Source organism: Neoaquamicrobium sediminum, from assembly GCF_040970315.1.
GTDB lineage: Bacteria > Pseudomonadota > Alphaproteobacteria > Rhizobiales > Rhizobiaceae > Aerobium > Aerobium sediminum.
On record NZ_JAZHFV010000004.1, the window covers coordinates 1 to 22496 of the forward strand.

21 protein-coding genes and 1 tRNA gene are annotated in these 22496 nt (G+C 61.7%); 16 read left to right on the top strand and 6 right to left on the bottom strand.

Annotated features, from left to right (window positions below):
• Positions 1-186: 186 nt before the first annotated feature.
• The 3 genes from V1479_RS13155 to V1479_RS13165 are packed head-to-tail and all read left to right on the top strand — an operon-like array spanning position 187 to position 2356.
• Complete coding sequence (locus tag V1479_RS13155; protein ID WP_368803295.1) at positions 187-1560, top strand: DUF8370 family protein; 1374 nt, start codon at positions 187-189, stop codon at positions 1558-1560.
• A gap of 8 nt (positions 1561-1568) precedes the next feature.
• A complete protein-coding gene (locus V1479_RS13160; RefSeq protein ID WP_368803296.1) occupies positions 1569-1964 on the top strand; it encodes a hypothetical protein in 396 nt (131 codons plus the stop codon).
• On the top strand, positions 1961-2356 hold the full coding sequence (locus V1479_RS13165; protein WP_368803297.1) for a hypothetical protein: 396 nt from the start codon (positions 1961-1963) through the stop codon (positions 2354-2356). The genes V1479_RS13160 and V1479_RS13165 overlap by 4 nt, the downstream gene beginning before the upstream one ends.
• A gap of 213 nt (positions 2357-2569) precedes the next feature.
• Here V1479_RS13165 and V1479_RS13170 read toward each other — a convergent pair whose 3' ends face one another.
• From V1479_RS13170 to V1479_RS13185, 4 genes are all read right to left on the bottom strand, one after another.
• The gene (locus V1479_RS13170) at positions 2570-3646 is read right to left on the bottom strand and encodes a hypothetical protein (RefSeq protein WP_368803298.1); all 1077 of its coding nucleotides are present in this window, start codon (positions 3644-3646) and stop codon (positions 2570-2572) included.
• A gap of 320 nt (positions 3647-3966) precedes the next feature.
• Positions 3967-4557 carry a recombinase family protein gene (locus V1479_RS13175; RefSeq protein ID WP_368803299.1) on the bottom strand — a complete coding sequence of 197 codons (591 nt, stop codon included), beginning with the start codon at positions 4555-4557 and terminating at the stop codon, positions 3967-3969.
• A gap of 407 nt (positions 4558-4964) precedes the next feature.
• The gene (locus V1479_RS13180; RefSeq protein ID WP_368803300.1) at positions 4965-5573 is read right to left on the bottom strand and encodes a hypothetical protein; all 609 of its coding nucleotides are present in this window, start codon (positions 5571-5573) and stop codon (positions 4965-4967) included.
• A gap of 251 nt (positions 5574-5824) precedes the next feature.
• A tRNA-Ser gene (locus V1479_RS13185) sits at positions 5825-5914 on the bottom strand.
• Between the two features lie 304 nt (positions 5915-6218).
• On the opposite strand from V1479_RS13185, the gene V1479_RS13190 reads away from it, so the two are divergent.
• The 6 genes from V1479_RS13190 (at position 6219) to V1479_RS13215 (ending at position 12390) form a co-directional block, all read left to right on the top strand.
• The gene (locus tag V1479_RS13190; protein WP_368803301.1) at positions 6219-7586 is read left to right on the top strand and encodes a hypothetical protein; all 1368 of its coding nucleotides are present in this window, start codon (positions 6219-6221) and stop codon (positions 7584-7586) included.
• A gap of 160 nt (positions 7587-7746) precedes the next feature.
• Positions 7747-9051, top strand: coding sequence for an ABC transporter substrate-binding protein (locus V1479_RS13195; protein ID WP_368803302.1), 1305 nt, complete (start codon positions 7747-7749; stop codon positions 9049-9051).
• Between the two features lie 70 nt (positions 9052-9121).
• Positions 9122-10003 (top strand): branched-chain amino acid ABC transporter permease, encoded by an 882-nt coding sequence (locus V1479_RS13200; RefSeq protein ID WP_368803303.1) that lies wholly within the window; start codon positions 9122-9124, stop codon positions 10001-10003.
• Positions 10000-10956 carry a branched-chain amino acid ABC transporter permease gene (locus V1479_RS13205; RefSeq protein WP_368803304.1) on the top strand — a complete coding sequence of 319 codons (957 nt, stop codon included), beginning with the start codon at positions 10000-10002 and terminating at the stop codon, positions 10954-10956. The genes V1479_RS13200 and V1479_RS13205 overlap by 4 nt, the downstream gene beginning before the upstream one ends.
• On the top strand, positions 10953-11690 hold the full coding sequence (locus V1479_RS13210) for an ABC transporter ATP-binding protein (RefSeq protein WP_368803305.1): 738 nt from the start codon (positions 10953-10955) through the stop codon (positions 11688-11690). The genes V1479_RS13205 and V1479_RS13210 overlap by 4 nt, the downstream gene beginning before the upstream one ends.
• Complete coding sequence (locus tag V1479_RS13215) at positions 11683-12390, top strand: ABC transporter ATP-binding protein (protein WP_368803306.1); 708 nt, start codon at positions 11683-11685, stop codon at positions 12388-12390. The genes V1479_RS13210 and V1479_RS13215 overlap by 8 nt, the downstream gene beginning before the upstream one ends.
• A 4-nt stretch (positions 12391-12394) precedes the next feature.
• Here the strand turns inward: V1479_RS13215 and pncA are convergent, their stop codons facing one another.
• Positions 12395-12994, bottom strand: coding sequence for a bifunctional nicotinamidase/pyrazinamidase (pncA, locus tag V1479_RS13220; protein ID WP_368803307.1), 600 nt, complete (start codon positions 12992-12994; stop codon positions 12395-12397).
• 124 nt (positions 12995-13118) lie between these two features.
• On the opposite strand from pncA, the gene V1479_RS13225 reads away from it, so the two are divergent.
• From V1479_RS13225 to V1479_RS13250, 6 genes are all read left to right on the top strand, one after another.
• Entirely contained in the window at positions 13119-13982 is an 864-nt protein-coding gene (locus tag V1479_RS13225) for an FAD binding domain-containing protein (RefSeq protein WP_368803308.1), read from the top strand.
• A complete protein-coding gene (locus tag V1479_RS13230) occupies positions 13979-16711 on the top strand; it encodes a molybdopterin-dependent oxidoreductase (RefSeq protein ID WP_368803309.1) in 2733 nt (910 codons plus the stop codon). Before V1479_RS13225 ends, V1479_RS13230 begins: the two co-directional genes overlap by 4 nt.
• Before the next feature lie 238 nt (positions 16712-16949).
• A complete protein-coding gene (locus V1479_RS13235) occupies positions 16950-18476 on the top strand; it encodes a 6-hydroxynicotinate reductase (RefSeq protein WP_368803310.1) in 1527 nt (508 codons plus the stop codon).
• Positions 18473-19348 carry a UPF0280 family protein gene (locus V1479_RS13240; protein ID WP_368803311.1) on the top strand — a complete coding sequence of 292 codons (876 nt, stop codon included), beginning with the start codon at positions 18473-18475 and terminating at the stop codon, positions 19346-19348. The genes V1479_RS13235 and V1479_RS13240 overlap by 4 nt, the downstream gene beginning before the upstream one ends.
• Positions 19341-19925 carry an amino acid synthesis family protein gene (locus V1479_RS13245; RefSeq protein WP_368803312.1) on the top strand — a complete coding sequence of 195 codons (585 nt, stop codon included), beginning with the start codon at positions 19341-19343 and terminating at the stop codon, positions 19923-19925. The genes V1479_RS13240 and V1479_RS13245 overlap by 8 nt, the downstream gene beginning before the upstream one ends.
• Positions 19892-20341 carry a MarR family winged helix-turn-helix transcriptional regulator gene (locus tag V1479_RS13250; protein WP_438620525.1) on the top strand — a complete coding sequence of 150 codons (450 nt, stop codon included), beginning with the start codon at positions 19892-19894 and terminating at the stop codon, positions 20339-20341. Before V1479_RS13245 ends, V1479_RS13250 begins: the two co-directional genes overlap by 34 nt.
• Here V1479_RS13250 and V1479_RS13255 read toward each other — a convergent pair.
• Positions 20334-21842, bottom strand: coding sequence for an MFS transporter (locus V1479_RS13255; RefSeq protein ID WP_368803314.1), 1509 nt, complete (start codon positions 21840-21842; stop codon positions 20334-20336). The genes V1479_RS13250 and V1479_RS13255 overlap by 8 nt on opposite strands.
• A 93-nt stretch (positions 21843-21935) precedes the next feature.
• Here V1479_RS13255 and V1479_RS13260 point away from each other — a divergent pair, with 93 nt between their 5' ends.
• On the top strand, positions 21936-22493 hold the full coding sequence (locus V1479_RS13260) for a TetR/AcrR family transcriptional regulator (protein ID WP_368803315.1): 558 nt from the start codon (positions 21936-21938) through the stop codon (positions 22491-22493).
• Positions 22494-22496 lie beyond the last annotated feature (3 nt).

The following is a 22496-nucleotide window of genomic DNA, read 5'->3' on the forward strand; positions in this document are numbered from 1 at the left end:
CTCTGGTCGGGCTACGCCCTCCCGACGTTCCCCGCTCGCAGCAGCGCCAGTGGCCTGGTTTTGCGCCGCCCAATGGCCGGTTTTTGCTCCGCCGTTGACAGATAGAATACGCGCGATAGTTTTGGAGCTCAATATTATCCAGACTAAGCGACAGTCGTGTCGTTGGCGAGACGGGGCAGCTCAGCAATGGCACTGATCCGGCCTAGGCTAACCGACCATCACGGAATCATGGTCGCTCAGCAAGAGCTGGATTTCGCGATCCCGTTCTTCGATGAAGATATCCCACTATACGTTGACCCATTCATGTTGTGGAGGTCACCTTCGCAACAGGATCAGGCGCTTCATACAAGCCTCATCAACGCATTCAACCACCTTGGCCAACTTGTTTCTAAAGGTCATGAAGCGCAAGCCCAAGCGACCCTAATTGCGGCATCCGAGTGCGACGAAGTTGGGTTAGGGTCTTCGGCCACTAGGAAAGGGAAGCGTATAGGAGAGGGGAAGGCGAAGGAGATTTTGGCCCTCTTCAAGCGGATTCCTCGTTATTCTCAAAGTGGATTCCGCCACTTTGAAGAAATACAGTTATTCGTAGACGGTATTTCTAAAGATAGAATTAGCGATATCAGCTGCAGCTTTCTTAAGTCATTTTTGATCGATTTTACTATTCAGCAGTGCGATAAGATAGGTATTCCGCGGCAAGCGGTTGATGTTGAAAATGTCTACGACTACCGGAAAAACGTATTTGAAACGCAGCGAGGACTGCTGCTCCCGGTGCATCCATCTGACGGCCGACCGCTTCTCTTTGTACCCAAGAGATGGCTGCGGTTCGTGCCTTGGCTCAGCTACGATGACTACTTTGAAACCTACTGTCCGCAGGACGAGATATCGCATAAGCCGGAAGAGCTTACCCGTGTAGAGGTTCTAGATTACAATCGCGATCACTATGGCATTGTTGATGCCTATGTGCAGACAAAAGAGCGTACGTTCGAGGATTGCAAAAATGATCCGCTATTCTCACAGATTCCGATTACATCCGCAAAGCGTAAGTTTGCGGCAATTAGGAAGCTACCCACCGGAAAAGACGACAACTCCGACCAGAAATATGAAAAGGCTATTGGTCAGTTATTGCCATCACTCCTATATCCGAAACTAGATTTTGCCCAAGAGCAAGCGAGAACAGACAGCGGTGCAAGTATCAGAGATCTTATATTCTATAATACATTAAGCACACCTTTCCTGCAGGATATGCACAAAGACTACGGCTCTAGGCAGATCACCGTTGAAATGAAAAACGTCGCAGAAATTAGCCGCGAGCACGTTGATCAGCTCAATCGCTATCTAGCCGAGGAGCTGGGCAAATTTGGGCTTTTTGTCACCCGGAACCCACTAAAAAAGGCGGTGTTTACTAGGACTATCGATCTTTGGTCCGGTCAGCGAAAGGCTTTAATCGCGCTCACCGACGATGACGTTGGGCAGATGGTTGAACTTTTTGAAAGCAAGCAGCGCGATCCGATAGATGTGATCGTAAAGAAATACAACGAGTTCAGGGCTAAGTGCCCCTAAGGAGAACGATGAAAAGCGAGGAAGATATTTATTCTCTGGAAAAACTCATTGGACAGCTGAAGGGGCTGCACGCGGAGATATCGCAGCTAGCAAAGAAGTCTCCGAACGATGGACTGAATGTGTTCAAGCTAAAGCTTGTGAACAAAGTTATTGCTTCAGCGAATGACATCCTGGAGGGCGATTACAAACCGTTCGACGACTTCGAACAATTCGATGCTGACGATGTGCCAACCAATAGCGACGTTACAATGATCCTCACCCAATACATGGATCAGACCGAGAGATTCCGATCCGACCATGTTGGTTGGTCTACCAGTAGCTACAGGTGGTACTACTTGCTTGGCGGAAAGCTTTCTACGTACGAAGGTGCCGCGCCCTCAAGAGTTGGCGAGGGGAAAAAATGAAAACGTACGATGCTGAGTTCGAACACGTCACTACAGCCGCAACGGTCGCTATCTACGAGTCCAGCCATCCAATATTTGAAGGCATCATTCGCGAGGTTCGGGAGCTCTCGAGGAAGAAGCCCGAGGCGACAATGAGCAAGAGCAAGGTCACGCTGATTAATCGCGTGTTGGCTGATTTATTGGTGATCTTGAAGGATGAGCCAGCAGGTAACTACCTTGAGATATTGGATGATGCTGCTCTGCCGCAGGTGAGCGACGCGGTTCTGGTAATGGTGCAATTCGAGACAGCTCTCAAAGCGTTTAAGATCCGGTACTATCGGCTCTTCGACGATGTTCGAAAACATTACTGGGTCACAGAAGAGCTCCTATCAAAATTCCGCAGCAAAAAATAACGAGCTCCAACGTCGTCGCGATACGCCTAACATACACTCACGGAATCGATAGGTTTCGGGTATTGCTGCAGCCAGCGCGCTGGGTATCAACAAGTTATTGAAGTGGTGCATCGTGGATGTGGCTTCGCAATTTCGCACGAAGCCGAGCGAGTGGGGCTTCTGTGGCCTAGGCGAAGCGCTGCACATAGGTGGCGTCGAGCGTCATTGTGGTGTTTATTCAATGGAGTTGGTAGTACTTCCAATGAAGTTGCCTTTGTCATCGAATAGCACTGACAGCTTGCCGCCCAAAATTGCTCTCTCGACTTTGTCCCTCGTGACGCCTGCGAACCTTAGTTGTGGCCATGCATACTCGAAGATGTTCCATAACATTAGCCCCCGCAATTCATAATTCCACTCTTGCAGTTCGGGTCGATCTGGGAGGTGCGCGACAATCTTGTGCTGTTCATTTCCCATATCCAGCTCGCTGCGAAACACTGGTCGCTCCTTTAGGTGCATGTTCAACAACGCGAACTCGGTCATAATCTCGCGAGCTTGCAGCTCGTTGATCGGCCCAGTGATCTTCGCCAGTTTGTTTTCCTGAAAGAAGCGCAGTGCGCCAGTCGAGTCGTTGAATACGACAAAGATGGCCGCTTCTCCCAAGCGGAGCATCATCGTTTGGCCAAAATGGAACTGAGCGAAATCAAATCGGTCCGGACTCCCATCCTGACGGCATGGGAGGACAAGCAGCGAGCCCATGACGTTCGCCTCGATTATCGTTGGAACGTAGAAGCACCGCACGACGGTGTGTATGTGATGCAGCAGGTCCCAATCATAGTCGTCGGCGATCATGCCGCTCGGAATCCGCTGGTCGGGCTCCGTCCGGTATGTCCTGTCCTTTAGATGTAGCTTCAAATAGATAAGGCCGAGCCATACGAAGAGTTCTAGACTGCCGCCATTCGCAAGGAAGTTCTGGATGGAGTCAGGTTTACCGTCGATGACCGAGCTAATCCGTTCCTCGATCTCGTTCCCCATTAGCGAATTACATTCGGCGCAGCATGGGACAGTGTGGCGGGCGTAGCGCATCTTCTGCCCGTTGGGCAACGTTATTGTTCGGGCAAACAAATTGTATCGCCGGAGTAGCCATTCGGGGAAGACGTGCTCTTCATTGAATGGCTTTTCTTCTGGCTTCGCGCCACAAATAAAGCAGCAATTGCCATTGCATATGTCGTTGATGAACCGCCGAGCGCTGAAAAAAACAACCTTGCCGTTCTTATCAACGATCGAACCGTCACTGGCTTTAATCCACGCCATCTTGTCCTTGTCTGGTGCTTGAACTCGCTATCGGTTCGCCCGCACAGCCGTATCTCTGCTTTCGCTCTAAGTATCAGAATGCATTGCGTTCACATTCCACGAAGTTTGAATCCGGATGAAAGAAGCGGGATGGCCCTGTCGGAAAATACGCCGAGATGGCCTGAGTTTCGTGATTGCGCGCTCGAAGTCGAAGCGCGACGCCCATCGCCCTGCGACCCGTCTTCCCACATCCGATCGCGCGTTTACCCCCATCCGCAGCAACGTCATATTGATACTCCCGGGACGCTCGATGCTCGCAGTCAATTACAAGGCGATATTTATCAGAGACCTCCGCTTGTACGGGTGCGTTCTTGTGGCCGTTCCGACGCTGGCAGTTCAAGTATCCGGTACACCTGCATCCGAGAACATCCAAGCTGCTTACCGATCTCTGATGGCCCAAGGCCCTCCGTACGAAGTTGACGAACACGACCGTGGTCGATGCGCGGTCGGCCACCCTTGTATTTACCTTTCGCCTTCGCCTGCTCGATCCCTTCGCGTTGCCGCTCCTTTATGAAGCGACGTTCCATTTCCGCGACCATGCCCAGCACTGTGATGACAACGCGACCCATGTCGCCGCGAGTAGAGACATTCGGGTCGAGCACGGTAACGGAGGCGCCCTTTTGTTCGCACTCGTGAACAAGATTGAGTACGTCGCGGGTAGCTCGGCCAAGCCGGTCAAGCCGCGTAACGACCAGTTCGTCGCCCGGCCGGAGGAAACTGATGATCGTTTCGAGTTCGGCGCGGCCCTCACGCGAAGCGCCAGAAATTTTCTCTGCGCGCACCACGTCACAGCCTTCGGCCTCTAGTCGTTTGAGTTGCCCTTCAAGATCTTGGTCGTTCGTGCTCACGCGCGCATATCCAATTCGTGCCATGTGTCACCTCGGGGTTTTGACCCGAGCGTACCGTGTCACAAATAGTCGGGGTCAACCTTCATGTTACGGGCCGATCTGTCACCGGGCACCTGTCACGTCAGGGCATACCGCGAAGTGAAACATGTCGCGTCGCCGTCATTCGAGAGGCAGGGTTGGCTGGTTTGCCGGAGCGCATATTTCAATCAACTGGGAGCGCTATGTTCGCAGCCCATCCAACCCCCTTCCCGTCAACGGCCCGCCCCGCAAGCAGCCAACATTTCATTTCCTGAATGTCCAAAACCTACCATATGTGCAGGAATAGTGCGGTGCGGCAGCCGGGTGAGTGTCAGAGTGTCGCCGCCCAGACTGCAACATCCCACCATGTCCCCTGTAAGGATCGACGTCGTCGGCCAGTACGATTCGCCTCATCAAAGATCGCGAAAATTGACGAGCGTCGCGCGAGCGTAATCAGGTATATTTAAGATCGCCTGCCACGCTTTCTTGCCTTGCGTACCGCGTAGGATGACGGTCTGGGGAAGCACGGGGAAAGCAGCATCTTCTCGTTGCTCGGTCTCAGCTGTGATATGATCAGCATGAATGATCTTATTGCAGGCTTCTCGGAATGTGAGTTCGACCTCCTCGGCAACGTCTTTGTCAACATCCGGAAGAAGGGTACCGCACGCATGGGTTACCGGCTTGAAGCTGAGCTCTGCCTTGTCTTGTCGCGGACCCATCATGTGGTCATCATGCGATCGGTTCATCACCGCCGTCGCGATCAGCAGGTGAACCAGTTCGTCTTCTATGAATTGATCTCTAAGATGGACCAGCACATCATGTTCGTCCCGCGCCACTTGCGCGAGCTCGCCGTCCGCCAGTACTGCGCACAATAGACGGTACACATCTCGAAGCACAGTTTGTGAATTGAGGACGTAGTTGTGTCGGCCCCGCCACGGCAATTGAACCTCCGAAGCCACTTTCGGTCGACGGCGAGCTTTCGGCAACTTGGCCAGCTTTGCCTTCTTTCGCGCCTTGGCCAATCTGACCTCCTTTTCCATGTTGATGAGCGTTAGCGAGGATAGGTTCACTCTCCCTGCCAGTGCTCGCTTCTCGCAGAAAATGCGACCGCGCAAATGGCCAGAAACGGAGCGCATAACCAGCTCTATGAGCGATGTCCGACGAAACCATCGGTGCGGTGTATTATCGTCCAAAAAATGTGGGGTAAATTGAGGGCTTAAACCCTCCGCATCGTGTAAAAATACAATAAAAGCAGATGGATGATAGTCAGCGCTGGCGGAGAGGGAGGGATTCGAACCCCCGATGGGCTTGCACCCATGCCGCATTTCGAGTGCGGTGCATTCAACCACTCTGCCACCTCTCCGCGGGGCGCGTGGGCCGTTGCCGGCGCGGGCGCACACATAGCGATTGTCGGGGCGTGCGACAAGAGCAAACTGGACGAAGTTTTCTTCCGCCTTACGTGAACGCGGGAGCGCGGTCCCGCAGCGTTGCAGCGGATGATAAGCAAGCTGCGTGATTGCAAGGCCAGCCTCCGCTCGCCTAGTCTCCGCCGGCGGCATCGGGCTTGCACGAGGGGAAGGGCAGCGGCAATGGCGAGTGAGCGGTTTGCGCGATGGTCCCGAGACGGCCTTGCGGGGGCTTGTTGGACGATCGCCTTACTCGCGCTGATGCCCGATCAGGCGTTCGCGCATGCGGCCGATCGCGGCCACGTGCTGCTGTTGCCGACGGGGCATTATCTCGTCGGCGGGGCTGCGGCCGTCATCCTGACCTTCATCCTGCTGGCGTTCGCACCGCTGCCCGCGCTCGACCGGCTGGCGCGGCAAAGGGTGCCGCTTGGAAGCGTGCCGGTGTGGCCGCGACTTTTGGGCAGTGCGGCCTGCCTGCTGCTTGTCTGCGCGCTGGTGGCCGCAGGCTTCCTCGGCAGCCGCGACCCGCTTTCCAACCCGCTGCCGCTGATGGTGTGGACCGTCTTCTGGGTCGGGCTGACGCTTATCCAGGGCATGTTCGGAAATCTCTGGTGGTGGATCGATCCCTGGTATGCGCCCTGGCGCGCTCTGGCGGCAATCGCCGGGCGAAAAGAGGGTTTCGTCGCGCTGCCGGTGTGGTTGGGCTACTGGCCCGCGATCATTCTGTTCTTCGCTTTTGCGTGGTTCGAACTCATCTATCCGGCGCCGGACGACCCGGAACGGCTGGCGGTGGCACTTATAGGCTATTTTCTGGCGAACCTCGCGGCGATGTTGGTTTTCGGCCACGAGCAATGGTCGCGGCGCGGCGAGTGCCTTTCGGTGTTCATGCGCATGATCGCCCGGCTCGGTGTGGTGGAGGCGGATCTGACCGCTGATGGCCGCCGCAGCGTCGCGCTCTGCCCGCCGGGGGCGAAGCTGGTGAACGCGGAACCGTTGCCGCCAAGCGGCACGCTCTTTCTGCTGTTGGCGCTGGGCTCGGTCTCGTTCGACGGCTTGATGCGCACCTTCTTCTGGCTTGGGCTGTTCGGTATCAATCCGCTCGAGTTTCCCGGCCGCAGCGCGGTGATAGGGCTCGGTACGTTTGGGCTGGTTGCGACCTTTGCCGTGCTCGCAATCGCATTCTGCACATCGATCGGACTCGGCGAGCGGCTCGCGGGCGCGGCAGGCACCATGCTGCTAGCCGCCGGCGCGCTGGTCTGGTCGATCATCCCGATCTCCATGGCCTATCATTTCTCCCACTACCTCGCCGCGCTGGTGGTGAACGGGCAGTATGCGCTAGCCGCACTGTCCGACCCGCTGATGAATGGCGCGGATCTTTTCGGGACAGCCGGCCTGCATGTGCAGGCGGGCGTGCTGATGGGCGCTGAGCGGGCGTGGATGCTCTGGAACATGCAGGCGGCCGCAATCATCGGCGGCCATGTGCTGGCGGTGCTGGTCGCGCACACGATCGCGTTTCGCCTTCACGGAAGTGCCAAGGCCACGGCACGCAGTCAGGCGCCGCTGGCCGTATTGATGGTGGCCTACACTGTTTTCGGCCTATGGTTGTTGTCGTCCCCCACGGGGGCGTGAGCCTTGTTCGAGGCTCGCATCCTTCCGCAACGGAATTGTCCGGTTGCCAGTCCCGGGGATTGGTGATTTAGTTTGTACACATGCAATTTTCAGCATCGGAAACTGCAGCAGATAATGGCGGAACGCTGCACCAGCAGGCTTATCGTCAAGGGGAACCCAGATGAACGATCGAACCAAGCCTTCCAGCCTTCTAATGACCGGCATTTCCAGGCGTGGCGCGTTGAAAGGGCTCGGTGCTGCCGCCGCGCTCGGCACGGCGCCGGGCTTCGTGCGCTATGCGCAGTCGCAATCGTCGGAGCCGATCAGGATCGGCTTCCAGGCGCATCGCACCGGCATCGGCGCGGCTTACGGGCGCTGGTACGAGCGGACAACCGCTGCCGCCATCAAGCGCATCAACGACGCGGGCGGCATCAACGGGCGCCCGGTGGAGATCATCACCGAGGATGACGGCACGGATGCGGCGCGCGGCGCCGAGGTGGTGGAGAAATTTGCCAACCAGCACAAGACCGACATCGTCTACGGAACGCTGTTCAGCCATGTGGTGGTCGGTTCCGCGCCGGCGGCCGGCGAACTCAAGATGCCGTATTACGTGGTCAGCGAGGGCTACCACGTCGCTTCCGGCAAGATGAACCGCTACGTGCTCCAGCCCGGCATCACCGATGTACGCGCGCAGTGCCGCTCCGTTGCGCCCTGGATCACGTCGAATGTAGGCAAGAAGATCACCATGATCTATCCGGACTATGCGTTCGGCCACGACCATCGCGACTTCTTCGGGCCGGCCGCCGCCGAGCAGGGCGGCGAGGTGATCGCACAGATCCCGATCCCGCCGACCGAGTCCTCGTTCACGCGCTACCTGCCGCAGATCCCGTCGGACACTGATGTGATCTATCATGTGATGGTGGGGCCGGCCGTGCTGACCTTCGTCAAGGAACTCGGCGAGTTCTACGGCGGCAGCGGTCCGAAGCTGTTCGGCTTCATCGACAGCCTCGAGGCCGTCGACATCAACAGCCCTGGCCTCGAATTCCTGGAGGGCAGCCATTTCTGGGAAGGCATGCCGCGCTATCTGCAGGACGGCGCGTCGGAGCATGAAAAAGCCTATCGCGAAGCTGTCGGCCTCGACGAGAACGGCGCGTCGGTGAACGATGCCAAGGACGTGTCCACGGCGGCCCACATGTTCGGCTGCTGGGAGACGCTCTACATCATCAAGGCAGCGATGGAAGCTGCCGGCTACCGTGGTCCCGAGGACCGTGCCAAGCTGGTCGAGGCGACCGAGGCGATGACCGAGTTTCCAGAAGGCGCCGAGCATCCACAGGGTGCGAAGGTCTTCGACGGCAAGGTCCATCAGGTTTTCGGCAGCCAGAACATCTCCGTCGTGGAGAACGGGCGGCTGAACGTCGTGCACCGCACCTCCATCGAGGACGGTCGCTACGAGCCGGAAGCCGACTACACCACGCAGCCGCTCTGACGGCCTTATCCTTCGGGCGCGACCCCTGCCTTCGCCAAGGCAGGGGAGCCGAACTATCGAAAAGACCTGAATGGCCTTCGGACCCTATTTCCTGCTCGCCTCGCTTGAGGGTCTCGTCACGGCGGCGGTGCTGGCGCTAACGGCACTTGGCCTGTCGCTGGTGTTCGGGGTTATGCGCGTCGTCAACGTCGCGCATGGCGAGTTCTTCATGCTCGGCGCGGTGCTGGCCTGGGCGGTTTCGACCGCCTTTGCCGGCCATCCTTCGGTGGGATTCGTAGCCGCGCTGTTCGTGGCGCCACTGGTCGTGGGTGGCGCGGCGCTCCTGTCCGAGCGGCTGGTGCTGCGCAGGCTGGGTTACGATCCCGAGGCGACCATCGTCGCGACGATCGGCATACTCTACATCATCCAGCAGCTCGCGCTGACCTTCTACGGCGCGGATGCGCGGCCGGTGCAGGCACCCTTCAACGTCCGTATCCAGCTCCCGTGGTTCGGCTATTCTGGTTACAAGCTTTTCGTGATCGTCGCGGCGATCGTGCTGATACTCGCGGCCTGGTTCGTGCTGACGCGAACGAAGATCGGCCTGGTTATGCGCGCCACGCAATACGACAGGGAGACGGCGCAGGCGTTCGGCATCCCGGTCGACCGTGTCTATGCAGGCGTCTTCGCGCTCGGTGCGATGCTTGCAGCGGTTGCCGCCGTGCTGATCGTGCCGATCCAGCAGGCGCACTACCTGATGGGGCGCGATCCGTTATTGCTCTCCTTCATCGTCGTCATCATCGGCGGGCTCGGCTCGCTGCGCGGCACCGTCATCGCAGCGCTGCTGATCGGGCTTTCGGACGGCATCATTTCCGTCTTCTTCTCGCCAACGCTCGCCAAGATGCTGGCGACAGGCCTCGTTGCCATGGTGCTCGTCTTCCGGCCCCAGGGCCTGTTCGGAGTGCCGGCACGATGACCATCACGACGCGCGACTGGGCGCTGCACCTCGGCGTGATCGCGCTGCTGCTCGCAGCCAACTTCCTGCTGCCGGAGTATCATCGCGGCGTGTTTTCGCGCGTGCTGGTGCTGGCGGTTTTCGCGATGGGCTACAATCTGCTCTTCGGCTACACAGGCCTTCTCAGCCTTGGCCATGCGATGTTCTTTGCCGCCGGGCTCTATGGGGCGGGCCTGCCGCTCTATCACCTTGGCTGGAGCGTGCCCGTATCCTTCGGCACTGGTCTGTTGGCTGGCATGGCCGTCGCGGCCGTCGTCGGCGTGCTGGCTCTGCGCACCACCGGCGTCGCCTTCATGATCGTGACCATGATGTTCGCGCAGGTGTTCTATCTGGGCACGCTCTACTTCACCACATGGACACGGGGCGAGGAGGGGCTGGTGCTGTCACAGGCAATGCGCAGCCTCGAATTCGGCGGCTTGAGCCTCAATCTCTCCGACCCGTCGACGCGTTACATGCTGGCACTGGCGCTTTTCGCCGTCGTGTTGCTTGTCATGCTGCGGCTCGTGCGCTCGCCCTTCGGGCGCACGCTGGTGGCGATCCGCGAGAACGAGGAACGCATGCGCATGCTTGGTTACGACGTGTTCCGCGCCAAGCTGACGGCGGTGGTTGTGTCCGGGCTTTTCTGCGCGGCAGCAGGCGCGGCTTACGGTCTGCTGTTCGGCTATGTCGGTTCCGGCTTCGCCTCGATCCAGTACTCGATCCTGCCCCTTTTGTGGGTGCTGCTCGGGGGGGCTGCGACTACGCTGGGGCCGCTGCTCGGCACGCTCTTCATGTTCTATATCATCGACTACAGCTCGGGGTACACCGCCGCCTATCTGCTTGTCGTCGGCGTGGCGCTGATCCTGCTGGTCCTGTTCTTCCCCAAGGGCCTGCTCGGGTCGGTCCGCGAGCGCTGGCTAAGGTGGCTGCCGTGACGGCGCTTGTCGAGACACGCGCTCTGACGCGCCATTTCGGCGGGCTCAAGGCCGTAGAGAGCGTCGACTTCAGGCTCGAGAAGGGCGAGATTCGGGCGATCATCGGACCCAACGGCGCCGGCAAGACCACTTTCGTGAGCCTGATCTGCGGGCGTATTGCGCCAAGCTCCGGCGCGATCGTGTTCGAGGGGCGAGATATTACCGCGCTGCCGGCGCACAGGCGCGTGCGCGCCGGCATTGCCTATACGTTCCAGATCACCAGCATCTTTCCGCGACTGACGGTCTTCGACAATGTCGCGCTGTCGGTGCAGCGTCGGCTGCTTTCGGCCGGGCGGCCGAAGCCATCTGCGCTGAAGGCGGGTGTCGGCGAAGCGCTGGAGCGCGTTGGCCTCACCGAGCGGGCCGGTACGCTTGCCGGCAACCTCGCCTACGGCCACCAGCGGCTCGTCGAAATCGCGATGGGGCTGGCGCTGGAACCGAAGCTGCTGATCCTGGACGAGCCGACGCAGGGACTATCGGACGGCGAGGTCGAGGGCTTCATTGCGCTGGTTCGCGAGATCGCCAGCGATGCCACCGTGCTCCTGATCGAGCACAACATGCAGGTGGTGATGGATCTTGCGCGCAGGATAACGGTGATGAATTTCGGCCAGGTGCTTGCCGAAGGATCGCCGGACGAGATTCGCGCCAACAACGCTGTCCAGGACGCTTATCTGGGGACCGGCAGCGATGGGTGACGTGCTCACGCTTTCCGCGGTCGATGCCTATTACGGCGAGGTGCAGGTGTTGCGCGGCTTCGACCTGGCGCTGACCAGGGGCGAGGTTTTGTGCCTGCTCGGGCGCAACGGCGCCGGCAAGACGACCGCGCTCAAGGCGATCATGGGGCTGGTCGCGGTGCGCGGCGGGACGATCGTGAAGGACGGGGCCGACCTGTCGAAGCTCGCCCCCCACGAGGTGCCCAAGGCAGGTGTTGCCTATGTACCGCAGGGCAGGCGGCTCTTCGCCGAGTTGACGGTTGCCGAAAATCTCGAGATCGGCCTGATGGCGCGGGGTAAGGGCCGCGTGACGCGCGAAGCCGTGCTCGACCTTTTTCCGGTCCTGCGCGAGCGCCTGTCGCAACGCTCGGGCACGCTTTCAGGCGGGGAACAGCAGATGCTGGCGATGGCGCGGGCACTGTGCATCGAGCCCGACGTGCTTTTGCTCGACGAGCCGACGGAAGGGCTGATGCCGTCGATGATCGCGCGCATCCGCGAGACGGTGGCCGGGCTGCGCGAACGGGGGGTGTCCACCATCCTTGTCGAGCAGCGTGTCGACGCGGTGCTATCGCTCGCCGACCGAGTGGCCTTCATCGAGAATGGCCAGAACCGCGAGACCGTCGACGTGGAAAAGGTGCGCGCCGATCCCGCCTATGTCCACCGATATGTGGGCGTCAGTTGATCGCTCAGGCGAGCGTTACTCCGGCCTTGGCCATCTCGTCCTTCATCGTCGCCAGCGAACCGCCGAGATCGATCGCCCGGCAGGCATCGAGTAGCACGGTTGCCTTGAAACCGGAGCGGACGGCGTCGAGGGCGGAATAGGCGACACAGAAATCGGTGGCGAGGCCGACGAGCGTCAGGTCGGAAATGCCGCGCTCACGCAGGTAACCAGCGAGGCCCGTCGGCGTCCTACGGTCGTTCTCGAAGAACGCCGAATAGGAATCGATCGCGGGGCGAAACCCCTTGCGAATGACCAGCTCGGCTTTGGTCCACTCGAGGTCCGCGTGGAATGCCGCCCCATCCGTGCCCTGCACGCAGTGGTCCGGCCACAATGTCTGCGTGCCGTAAGGCATTTCTGTCGTTTCGAACGGGTTTTTGCCGGGATGGACGGATGCGAAACTCGAGTGGCCGGCGGGATGCCAGTCCTGGGTGAGCACCACGTGATCGAACTCGCCGATCAGCCGGTTGACCATAGGCACGATCTCGTCGCCACCCGCAACGGCCAGCGCGCCGCCGGGACAAAAATCGTTTTGGACGTCGATGACGATCAGCGCTTTCTCACTCATGGCCTCTCTCCGTTTGGCTGGCGGCACAAGCTGGCGGCGAAATGATGGAATGGCAAGGGCGGCTTCTCGATATCGTTTGCATACGAACTAATTTCGGCGCATTCTCCTGTCGGGAGCAGGAACGATGCGATACGCGAAACCGAAGTCGATTGACGAGGCACTCGCGCTACTGGCCGATGGAAGCTGGACGCTTCTGGCCGGGGGTACGGACTTTTATCCGGCGCAGGGCAATCGACCCATCAAAGACCACGTGCTCGATCTCAACGGGCTGCAGCAACTGCGGCATATCTCGCAGACCGACAGCCATTACATCTTTGGCGCCCGCGCGACCTGGACGGATATCATCCGTGCCGACATGCCGCCCGCCTTCGACGCGCTGAAGCTCGCGGCGCGGGAAGTCGGCTCCATCCAGATCCAGAACAGCGGCACGATTGCCGGCAATCTGTGCAACGCCTCGCCGGCCGCTGACGGTGTGCCGCCGCTGCTCACGCTCTCAGCCGAGGTGGTGCTGCGCTCGGCCGGCGGCGAGCGCGTGGTCGGGCTGTCCGACTTCATCCTCGGCAACCGGCGGACGGCGCGTGCACCGGGCGAGTTGCTGACGGCCGTGCGGGTGCCCAAAGAGGCCGCCATTGGCAATTCGTATTTCGTCAAGCTTGGCGCGCGGCGCTATCTCGTCATCTCGATCGCCATGGCGGCAGCCCGCGTCGTCGTCGACGAGGCAGGCAAGCTGTCGGATGTCGCGCTGTCGGTCGGCGCCTGTTCCGCCGTGGCGACGCGACTTCAGGCGCTCGAAGAACGGCTGCGCCAAGCTGTTGCTCCGGGCGATGTCGCCCGCTTGGTCGAGGCCCACGATTTTGCAGAGCTGACGCCGATCGACGATGTGCGCGGCAGTGCCGAATATCGCCGAAAAGCAGCGCGCGAGATCGTCCTGCGCGCGCTAGTCGGTGCGCTCGCCGCCAGCGGCAAGACCGAGGATGTCGCGGCATGAGCATGGACCGTCTTTCCGTCAGCTTCACGGTCAATGACGAAGCGCGGCAGGTTGAGGTGCCGCCGCTTGCGCGGCTGTCGTCTGTGCTGCGCGAAGAACTTCATCTGACCGGCACCAAGGTGGGGTGCGACGCCGGCGATTGCGGCGCCTGCACCGTGCTGGTGGATGGCGCGCCGGTCTGCGCTTGCCTGGTGCCTGCGGCAGGTATGGAAGGCGCTAGCGTGCGCACGGTGGAGGGGCTCGCTAACGGACGGCTTTCCGCCTTGCAGGATTCGTTCCTGCGTCATGGTGCTGCGCAATGCGGGATCTGCACGCCGGGTCTGCTGGTCACCGCCACGGCGCTGCTTGAAGCGAACCCGAGGCCCAGCGAAGCTGAAGTGCAGGACGCGTTGGGCGGGGTGCTGTGCCGCTGCACAGGCTATCGCAAGATCGTCAAGGCGGTGATGGATGTGGGCACTGCCGGGGCACCGCCACCGGTCGCGCTCGCCGGCGTCGGGGCAGCGATCCCCCGGCTCGACGGCGAGCCCAAGGTGCGCGGCGACGATCTTTTCGGCGCCGATGAGCGGCCCGAAGACGCTCTCTCGGTCGCGGTGGTGCGCTCGCCTTACTGGCATGCGCGCTTCACCTTCGGCGACCTCGACGCATTCGTGAAAGCGCATCCCGGCATTGTTGGTGTCTTCACCGCAGCCGAAATTCCCGGTCGTAACCGCTTCGGCGTCATCCCGCCCTTTGCCGACCAGCCGGCGCTCGCAGACGGCACCGCGCTGTTCCGCGGCGAGGCGGTTGCCGCGATTGCCGGTGAACGGAATGCGATTGCGGCCCTGGACTTGTCTGCGTTTCCGATTGCCTGGGAGGAACTGGCCCATGCGCTGACGGTTGCCGAGGCCCGGAACGGGTTCGCGGCGCTGCATGAAGATCGCAAGGGCAACGTGCTGCTCGAAGGCACCGTGGAGCGCGGCGACGCGGATGCGGCGCTCGCATCCGCCGCAGTCACCGCCGCCGGTTCGCTCGAGACCTCCTATGTCGAACACGCCTATATAGAGCCGGAAGCCGGCTATGCATTCATGGATGGCGATGTGCTGGTCATCAAGGCGTGCACGCAGTCGCCGATCATGGATCGCGACGACACCGCCGCTATCCTCGGCCTGCCAGCAGAAAAAGTCCGTATCATCCCGACCGCGACCGGCGGTGGCTTCGGCTCGAAGCTAGATCTTTCGGTGCAGCCGCTGATCGGGCTCGTGGCGCTGAAAACCGGTCGCCCGGCGGCGCTCACTTATACGCGGCAGGAGTCGATGGCATCGACGACGAAGCGGCACCCCGCCGTGATGTCGGCAACCATCGGTGCGGACGCGGAGGGTCGTGTCGTTGGCATGGTGTTCGAAGGCGACTTCAATACGGGGGCCTACGCAAGCTGGGGGCCGACCGTGGCAACCCGCGTGCCCGTGCACGCCTCGGGACCCTACTACACGCCGAGCTACCGCGCGCTCGGACGCGCAATCCACACGAACGGTCCTATCTCGGGCGCATTCCGCGGCTTCGGCGTGCCGCAGGCCGCGCTGATGCAGGAAACGCTCTACGACGAACTTGCCTTGAAACTCGATGTCGACCGGCTCGAATTCCGGCTGCGGAATGCTCTGCGCGACGGCCAGCCGACGGTCTGCGGCCACGTGATGGATAGCGGCATTGGCATCGCCGCCTGTCTGGAAGCGTTGGAACCGCATTGGGCGCGCGCGATGAAAGATGCCGACGCCTTCAATGCCGAAAACCGACATCGCCGGCGCGGCGTTGGCGTGGCGTCATGCTGGTACGGTTGCGGCAATACTGGCATCGCCAACCCTTCGACGATCAAGATGGGCATCGCTGCCGGCGGTCGCGTGGTCATGCATCAGGGCGCGGTGGATATCGGGCAGGGCTCCAACACCGTCATCCCGCAGATCGCGGCCGAAGCGCTCGGCCTGCCGCTCGAAAGCTTCGATTTCATCTATGGCGACACCGCGCTGACACCCGATGCAGGCAAGACCTCGGGTTCGCGGCAGACCTATATTTCCGGCCGTGCCGCCGAACTTTCGGGCAAGGCGCTGCGCGAGAGGGTTTTGCGCTTTGCCAATGTGTCGGATGCCGCCGAGCTGTCGCTGAAGGATGGCATGCTCACGGTTCGCGAAGGCGAGGCGAGCCGGACTATAGCGCTTGCCGAACTGCCCACGGATGCCGACGGCTTCGTCTTTGCTGCCTGCGAAAGCTACGACCCGCCGACCGTGCCGCTCGACGCCAAGGGGCAGGGCAAGCCTTACGCCGTCTATGGCTGGGGTGCGCAGATGGCGGAACTGGAAGTCGACATGCGCCTCGGCACGGTAAAGCTTATCAAGATCACCGCCGCGCACGATGTCGGCAGGGCGATCAACCCGCTGCTCGCCGAGGGGCAGGTCGAGGGCGGCATCGCGCAGGGCATCGGCCTTGCGTTGATGGAAGAATATGTTCCAGGCCGCACCGAGAACCTGCATGACTATCTTATCCCGACCATCGGCGACGTGCCGCCGATCGAGACGATCCTGGTGGAGGTGCCCGATGCCGAAGGTCCCTACGGGGCGAAGGGGCTTGGCGAGCATGTGCTGATACCCACCGCACCGGCGATACTCAACGCGATCCGCGATGCTTCGGGGGCGAAGATCACCAAAGTACCGGCCACCCCCGACCGGGTTCTGGCGGCGATCAACGCGGCAAGAGGATGAGAGCTTTCGGCAAAGAACCTTGCGTTCCTTCGCGCCCCCCTCTGTCCTGCCGGACATCTCCCCCACGAGGGGGGAGATCAGGCGGCCTAGCAGTTTTCGCCAATAGCCAACGCGGCAGTACGGATGCCAGCGGCGAACTTGCCAATCTCCCCCCTCGTGGGGGAGACGTCCGGCAGGACCAACGTAGGGCATTATCGTCTCTCTGCCATGCAAGCACAGCAACAGCGCCGGTCGCGTCATGAGCGAACTGTCCGAACGTTTCGAAACACACGATCCCGGTCAGCCGAAGGTTGGCGAGAAGCTGCGCTGCGATGCCTGCCCGGTAATGTGCTACATCGCCGAGGGGCGCACCGGTGCCTGCGATCGCTACGGCAATTTCGGCGGCCGGATCGTGCGGTGCGATCCAGTGACGATCCTCGAACACCGGGCCGAAAGCGGCGGCGAGGTCGTGTCTTTCGCCGGCGAAGAATGGGATGGTAATCCCGTCAACCGCGCCCGACGCTTCGTGACCGGCATCGGGGCTGGCACGACCTATCCGGACTACAAGCCCGCGCCTTTCATCGTCAGCCAGGAGGTTGAGGGCGTCGATCTGGTGACGGTCGTCACGGAAGGCATCTTCTCTTATTGCGGCGTCAAGGTGAAGATCGACACTGACCGCCATCTCGGCCCCGAGACCGCGACCGTGCGGGCTGGAGGAGAGCCGGTCGGCCATGTCACCACCGCCGAATACGGTTCGCAGATGTTGTCGCTGGGCGGCGTGCGACACCTGACGGGCGGTTCGAAACCGGAAGGGCGCATCACCTGCGATACGCTGCTGGCGCTGTGCAATCGCCAGCCGGTCGAACTGACGATCGACGAGGGCTCGACGATTGTTGTGCAGGCGGGCAAGCCGCCGGTGATCGACGGCGCGGTTGAGCACCGGATGCGGGTCGGCTGCGGCTCTGCGACGATCGGCATGTTCGCCACGCAGTGGAAAGGTCTGGTCGACGAGGTCGTTGTCGTCGACGATCACATTACGGGCGTCGTTTCCGAGCATCAGGCGGGCAAGGTGATTGACTGGCCCGACACCGGCATCAAGATCCTCGGCCGCCGCTCGACGCCCGGGCGCTATTTCAAGGTTTCCGAGCCGGGGCTTGGATGGGGTGGCACGACAATCTCCGATCCGCTCGAAATCCTCGGACCCTGGAACGAAAAGAAAGGCGCGCGCCCCGGCCTTTCGTTGCTGATGGTCTCCACCACGGGCGAGCAGTTTGGCTATTACGAACTCGACGAGACGCTGACGCCGGTGGAAAAGCCGTTTCCGGACAGGCTGCGACGGTCCGTCGAACTGATCGAGGAAAATTGCGAGCCGGCGCTGTGCACGGTGCTTTTCATGGGTGGTGCCGGCGGCAGCCTGCGGGCGGGCGTGACCGAGAACCCGGTGAACCTGACGCGTTCGGTGCAGCGCCTGCAGACCTACGTCACTTGTGGCGGTGCACCGGCCTATGTCTGGCCCGGCGGCGGCATCACGCTGATGGTCGACGTGACGCGGCTGCCGGAAAACGCGTTCGGCTATGTGCCGACGCCGGCGCTCGTCGCGCCGATCGAGTTCACCTTACGGCGCGAGCACTACGAAGCGCTGGGCGGTTATGCCGGACATGTGCGCTCCGTCGACGACGTGCAGCGTGCAGGCGGCGAGTATTTCAACGACCGCGCCGTCCATGGTGCGATGCCAGACAATCCGTGGCCCCTGCTTCAGCAGCTTCGGCGCGAGCGGTCGACATGAGTGGCGCACAGGCGGCAATGCTGCCCGACGGCCGGCGGCTACACCTCAACCATGGCCCGATAGACCTGATCGTCGAAGCCTTCGGTGACACCGCCGAAGTGGCGACTGCATATGCGCAGGCAAAGGATCGTTTCGCTACCGTTCTGGAGGAATTGGTTGCCGAACTCGTTGAATTGCGGCGACCGACCAATGTTCAGCCCCGTGCGTTTCGTGGCCCCACGGCGCGACGCATGGAGGCGGCTTCCGTGCCGTTCTCCGACCGGTTCGTCACGCCGATGGCGGCAGTGGCGGGAGCGGTGGCCGACGAGATGGTGGCCGCGATGGTGAAAGGGCGACGACTTACCCGCGCCTATGTCAACGATGGTGGCGACATCGCCATGCACCTTGCACCCGGAACGGCGATGAAGGCGGCCATTGCCGGTACGGGCCATGGTGTCGTCGACCGTGTGACCATCGCTGCATCCGATCCGGTGCGCGGCATTGCCACCAGCGGCTGGCGGGGCCGCAGCCACTCGCTCGGCATCGCCGATGCCGTCACTGTGCTGGCACGCACCGCGGCGGCGGCGGATGTCGCCGCAACCCTGATCGCCAACGCCGTCGACCTGCCCGGCCACCCGGCAATCGAGCGGCAACCGGCCAGCGAATTGGCGCCCGATAGCGATCTCGGAGATAGACCGGTCACCGTCGCCGTGGGGCGATTGTCTTCGGCGGATATGGATGAGGCACTGCGCGGGGGCGTGCGGGTCGCCGACGAGTTCGTTGCAGCTGGCCTGATCGTTTCCGCGGCGCTGTTTCTGAACGGCCGGAGCCGGGTCGTCGGCGCGCTTGCTCTCGAACAAAAAACCAGCATTGAGGAGCCGGCTTATGGCTAATTTCACCATCCGCAAGATCGCGGTGCTGACCGAAGAGATCCATCATGACGGCGGGCCGGTGCCGGAAGAGCCTCGACGCAGGGCTGCGGCGCTCGCGTTGGTGAAGAATCCGTTCGCCGGCGCTTTCGTCGAGACCATTCAACCCGCGATGGACGATCTGAAGCCGCTGGGGCTGGAGCTGACCGACCGGCTGGTTGCCGCGCTCGGTGGCGATGTCTCGGTCATCGACAGCTATGGCAAGGGCGCGATCGTCGGCACCGATGGCGAGATCGAGCACGGCGCGCTGTGGCACGTGCCGGGCGGCTATGCGATGCGTGAGCGGCTGGGTGCTTCCAAGGCGATCGTGCCATCTGCGATGAAGGTCGGCGCGTTCGGCTCCAGCCTCGACGTGCCACTCGGACACACCAATGCCGCCTATGTGCGCAGCCACTTCGACGCGATGGTGGTGGGCATGCCCGACGGGCCGCGACCGAACGAGATCCTGTTCTGCCTTGCGATGGCTTGCGGCGGACGCATCCATTCCCGCATGGGTGGACTGGAAGCATGGCAGGTCAAGGGCGAGGATGGGCTCAGGTGAGCGGCCAGCCGCCCTATCACCTGGAAGACCAGATCGGCTTCGTCTTACGCAAGGCCAGCCAGCGGCATATCGCGATCTTTGCTCGCCATATCGGCGAGCTGACGCCGCCGCAGTTCGCAGCGCTCGCCAAGCTTGCCGAGGTTGGCGACACGTCGCAAAACCAGCTCGGCACGCTAGTGGCGATGGATGCGGCGACCATCAAGGGCGTGATCGATCGCCTGAAGGCGCGGGGCCTTGTGGCGCTCACCCGGCATGACGGGGACAGGCGGCGGCTGGTGGTCAGCCTGACCTCCGAGGGGCAGGCGACCGTGGAACGGCTGTTGCCCCTGGCAAAGCACATTACGCACGAGACGGCCTCCCCGCTAAACGACCGTGAACTGGCCACGCTGATGCGGCTTCTGTCGAAGCTTACCTGACCGGCACGCGCGCGGGACCGGTCGCAGTGGGCCGGCGCGTTACCCACCAGACGGTTGCGGCCGTCGCAAGCAGCATGATCACCGCCAGTCCGACGACCCCGACGAAGGCATTGTCGAAGGCTGCGCGCGCCAGGAAGACGAGCTGCTTCGCGAGTGCTGGATCGAGGCTTTCGGCAGCCAGCAGCGCCTCGTCGAGGCTGTCACGCGCAGTCGGGCTCACGCTGGCGTCGGTCGGCAGCACAAGGGTGGCCGAATAGAGTGCCGACATCACGCTGCCAAGAACGGCAATGCCCATCGCGCCGCCGAGTTCGTAGGAGACCTCCTCCACCGAAGCCGCCATGCCGGCGCGGTTTTCCGGCGCGCTCAACATGATCGCGCTCGAAGCTGCCGTCATGGCCGCGCCGATGCCGAAGCCCATGACACCCATTGCGGCCAGCCAGATCGCAGGATCGGCGTCGTAGCAAAGAAGAAATGCCGCCAGGCCGACACCTGAGATCGCCAGCGAGCCCGAAAGGATGCGCTCGCTGCCCAGCCGGGGCAGGGCGAGACCGGTGAGAGGGCCGGCGACGAACGATGCGAGTGGGATCGGAAGGATGAGCAGGCCGGCTTCCAGCGGCGAGAAGCCCGAAACGAGCTGCAGCCGCTGGCTGAAGACCAGTTCGACACCCATGAGCGCGGCCGAAGCGACCAAAGCAGTTGCAACGCCCGAGGAAAAGCGCCTGTTGCGGAACAGCGAGAAATCGACGAGCGGTGCGGCGCTTGTGCGCTGACGCTTGACGAACAGAACTGTCGCGACAATGCCGATCGCTGCGGCAACCAGCGAGGCCTCAATGGATGCTTCGCGCTTGCTCACTTCCTTGATCGCATAGGCAAGGCCGATGAGGCCGACCATGATCTGCAGCGAGCCGATCAGATCCCACGGTCTGCTGGCGTCGCCGGGCCGCGAAGGCAGCAGCAGGGCCGCGAAGAAGAAGGCCGCGACGACGATCGGCACGTTGATGAGAAAGACCGAACCCCACCAGAAATATTCGAGCAGCACGCCGCCGATCACAGGGCCGAGCGCCGCGCCACCCGAGGCGACCGCCGCCCAGATGCCGATCGCGAAGGCGCGTTCCTTCTCGTCCGTGAAGGTCAACCGGATGATCGAGAGTGTGGCGGGCATCATCATCGCGGCGCCGACCGCAAGCAGCGCACGGGCAGCGATGAGAATGGCGGGTGTTGACGAAAACGCCGCCATCAGAGATGCGGCGCCGAAGACGACCAGACCCGCCATGAAGAGGCGCCGGTGTCCGAGGCGGTCACCCAGGGCACCGAGACCGGGCAGCAGCCCTGCCACGACGAGCGGATAGGCGTTGACAATCCAGAGCTTTTCCGACGCGGTGGCACCAAGGTCGTGTGTCAGCCGGGGAAGTGCGGTGTAAAGCACCGTCATGTCGATAACGATGAGGAAAAGAGCGCTCGATACGATCGCCAGAACGAACCAGCGGTTGTTGGAAGTCATCGGTGTGGCCTCGGTCTTGCCGCCGCAAATGGCAGGCTGGTCATGTCGAGCAGCCTATATAAATACATTCGTATTGAAATTAAAGAGGTAAGGATGGCGGGCCGACCGAGAACGATCGATCGCGACAAGGTGCTCGATGCGGCGGAGGCCGTGGTGACGCGCGAGGGTGCTTCCGGGCTGACCATCGATGCCGTCGCCAAAGAGGCCGGCATCACTAAGGGCGGCGTGCAATACGCCTTCGGCTCCAAGGAGAACCTCATCCGCGCGATGATCCGGCGGTGGGGCGACACCTTTGAGGAGGAAGTGATGGCCTTTGCCGGCGAGAACCCGGCACCGGAAACGGTGATCCTCGGGCATATCGAAGCGTCGCGGCGCACCGACAAGGACGAGGCTTCACGCTCGGCGGTGATGATGACCGCCTTGCTGCAGCAGCCGGATCAGGTTGCCCAGAGCCGCGAATGGTACAATAGCAGGCTGCAAGGGCTCGACCCGTCGAGCGAGCATGCCCGTAGGACGCGGCTCGCCTTTCTGGCCAGCGAAGGGGTGTTTTTCCTGAAATCCTTCAACCTCATCGACCTCGACGACGAGGCGTGGGAGGAGGTGTTCGGTGACATTCTGGCGCTGGCAGGGCCGGATAGTGCTGAAAAGTAACCG

What these genes read in the sequence shown, in the direction of transcription:
- V1479_RS13155 (WP_368803295.1), top strand. Translation starts at nt 187, where the DNA reads ATGGCACTGATCCGGCCTAGGCTAACCGACCATCACGGAATCATGGTC.
- V1479_RS13160 (WP_368803296.1), top strand. Translation starts at nt 1,569, where the DNA reads ATGAAAAGCGAGGAAGATATTTATTCTCTGGAAAAACTCATTGGACAG.
- V1479_RS13165 (WP_368803297.1), top strand. Translation starts at nt 1,961, where the DNA reads ATGAAAACGTACGATGCTGAGTTCGAACACGTCACTACAGCCGCAACG.
- V1479_RS13170 (WP_368803298.1), bottom strand. Translation starts at nt 3,646, where the DNA reads ATGGCGTGGATTAAAGCCAGTGACGGTTCGATCGTTGATAAGAACGGC.
- V1479_RS13175 (WP_368803299.1), bottom strand. Translation starts at nt 4,557, where the DNA reads ATGGCACGAATTGGATATGCGCGCGTGAGCACGAACGACCAAGATCTT.
- V1479_RS13190 (WP_368803301.1), top strand. Translation starts at nt 6,219, where the DNA reads ATGCCCGATCAGGCGTTCGCGCATGCGGCCGATCGCGGCCACGTGCTG.
- V1479_RS13195 (WP_368803302.1), top strand. Translation starts at nt 7,747, where the DNA reads ATGAACGATCGAACCAAGCCTTCCAGCCTTCTAATGACCGGCATTTCC.
- V1479_RS13200 (WP_368803303.1), top strand. Translation starts at nt 9,122, where the DNA reads ATGGCCTTCGGACCCTATTTCCTGCTCGCCTCGCTTGAGGGTCTCGTC.
- V1479_RS13205 (WP_368803304.1), top strand. Translation starts at nt 10,000, where the DNA reads ATGACCATCACGACGCGCGACTGGGCGCTGCACCTCGGCGTGATCGCG.
- V1479_RS13215 (WP_368803306.1), top strand. Translation starts at nt 11,683, where the DNA reads ATGGGTGACGTGCTCACGCTTTCCGCGGTCGATGCCTATTACGGCGAG.
- pncA (WP_368803307.1), bottom strand. Translation starts at nt 12,994, where the DNA reads ATGAGTGAGAAAGCGCTGATCGTCATCGACGTCCAAAACGATTTTTGT.
- V1479_RS13225 (WP_368803308.1), top strand. Translation starts at nt 13,119, where the DNA reads ATGCGATACGCGAAACCGAAGTCGATTGACGAGGCACTCGCGCTACTG.
- V1479_RS13230 (WP_368803309.1), top strand. Translation starts at nt 13,979, where the DNA reads ATGAGCATGGACCGTCTTTCCGTCAGCTTCACGGTCAATGACGAAGCG.
- V1479_RS13235 (WP_368803310.1), top strand. Translation starts at nt 16,950, where the DNA reads ATGAGCGAACTGTCCGAACGTTTCGAAACACACGATCCCGGTCAGCCG.
- V1479_RS13240 (WP_368803311.1), top strand. Translation starts at nt 18,473, where the DNA reads ATGAGTGGCGCACAGGCGGCAATGCTGCCCGACGGCCGGCGGCTACAC.
- V1479_RS13245 (WP_368803312.1), top strand. Translation starts at nt 19,341, where the DNA reads ATGGCTAATTTCACCATCCGCAAGATCGCGGTGCTGACCGAAGAGATC.
- V1479_RS13250 (WP_438620525.1), top strand. Translation starts at nt 19,892, where the DNA reads ATGGCAGGTCAAGGGCGAGGATGGGCTCAGGTGAGCGGCCAGCCGCCC.
- V1479_RS13255 (WP_368803314.1), bottom strand. Translation starts at nt 21,842, where the DNA reads ATGACTTCCAACAACCGCTGGTTCGTTCTGGCGATCGTATCGAGCGCT.
- V1479_RS13260 (WP_368803315.1), top strand. Translation starts at nt 21,936, where the DNA reads ATGGCGGGCCGACCGAGAACGATCGATCGCGACAAGGTGCTCGATGCG.